Annotated in this window: 1 protein-coding gene; it reads left to right on the forward strand. The window is 54.7% G+C overall.

Annotated features, from left to right (window positions below; translation table 11 throughout):
• Nucleotides 1-296 precede the first annotated feature (296 nt).
• A partial coding sequence (locus H5U08_RS17355) for a discoidin domain-containing protein (RefSeq protein WP_297035984.1) occupies nt 297-1,880 on the forward strand: 1,584 nt, incomplete at its 3' end.

Genomic DNA, 1,880 nt, shown 5'->3' on the forward strand with positions numbered 1-1,880 from the left:
AAAGAAATCGATCTTACACAGAAAATCTCCCATGGTTCCTTGACGATAGTATAAACCATCGTTGGCGGAGGGCGAACGCTGGGGAGCCAGGAAACCGCAAATTCCTGGACCGCTTTACGTACACCTTCGCCAGGATTACCATACAGCGCGCCCGCGAAAACCAATATCGAGCCCCGAATGTCGGTATTCCTGGCAGGAGGACCGCCATGCAGTATGCCAGAACCTCGAAGTCGAACACCGGGAGGTCATTTCTCAGAATCGCCATCAGTAATATCAAGTTACTCGGGCTAGTATCGATGACTTTTTCGTCGACCGTAGTCGCATGCTTTCTAGCGACGAAGCCCGGTATCGGTGAGGAGCCAACCAGCCAAAGCGGGATTCAGGTGATCATCACGCAGCAAGATCTGGAGCAGGATTATTTGCGGCAGGTGGAACTTCGTGAGTGGAGTGCCGCCACGCGGCGCGCAGCAACCACCGCCGACGATGCTCGGGGCGCCTGTGACGGCATCAAGGACGGCAAATGGGGATTCCACACCGAACGAGAGCTCAGACCCTGGTGGCAGGTTGATCTGGGAAGTCAATATTGCGTGGAGTCGATCGTGGTTTATAACCGCTGTGACACCGTGGCTTCACGCGCCGCGCGGTTGCAGGTGCTCATCTCCTCAGACGCTCGCCAGTGGACACAGGTCTATCAGCATGACGGGACCGTATTTTACGGTTTCACCGACGGCCGACCGCTACGCATTATCCTTAATAAATCTCCGGCAAGATTCGTAAGGGTGCAACTGCCCGATACAGAATATCTCCACCTCGATGAAGTCGAAGTCTATGCCGAGGAAGGGGGGCAAGTTCGTAACGTTGCACTCTACAAGGCGGCGGATCAAAGCAGCTTGAGCATGTGGTCGCGATGGCATCCCGAGGGCGTGCCGCAAGCCCGATGTTATCCCGTGCGGAAAGCTGTCGAGCGGGGTTTGGCCTTGGCAGAGGAGCTCCTTCAGTTAGCGTCGGTTGGCCCCGAAGGGCGGAGGATGATCGCGCAGCAGACGGAAAAACTCCGTCAAATCGCGGTACAAGCACGGAGCCCTGATGCTGCGGATCAAAGCGTATCCCGAGAACTCTATTTGCAGGCCTGCCTAGCTTCACGACGCATCGCCCTCTTGAATCCTCTCCTCAATTTTGAAAGTCTCGTCTTTGTCAAGCGCAAGCCGCCGGTGTTTCATCATATGTCGGATCAGCACTACGGCTGGTGGTGCCGACCGGACGGGGGACTGTACATTCTCGAAGGTTGGAAAACGGACTCGCCACGGCTGCGGTGCCTGACGGCCAAACTTCCTTCCGGGTCGGTCATTCGTCCGGATGTCTCGTATGATGGTAAGCGTATTCTGTTTTCCTATGCTCGATATTACCCAGAATTACACACGCATCCAAATAAGTTAGACAAAAACAATGTCCCCGAAGATGCTTTTTATCACGTCTATGAAGTGAATAGCGACGGCACAGGATTGCGCCGATTGACATACGGCAAATTCGACGATATCGATGCTCGCTATTTGCCGGACGGACGAATTGTGTTTCTCTCGACGCGACGAGGTGTAGCCACCCAGGTTTTACCGGGTGGCCGAACGGCTGCGATAAACTCGCCTCAACCGGATTGTTACGTGCGATGTGGGGGAGGGCCTGAGCGACCAGTAGCGGTTTATACGCTCCATGTCATGAATGGTGACGGCACCGATATTCGGCCGATATCAGCTTTTGAAAGCTTTGAATGGCATCCCTGCGTGGATTTTTCTGGCAGAATTCTTTACGCGCGGTGGGATTATGTGGACCGGCATAATCAGCCATTTATGGGACTTTGGTCCACGCTGCCCGATGGTACCGGC

The sequence above is a fragment of the Thermogutta sp. genome (assembly GCF_014359955.1).
Lineage (GTDB): Bacteria > Planctomycetota > Planctomycetia > Pirellulales > Thermoguttaceae > Thermogutta.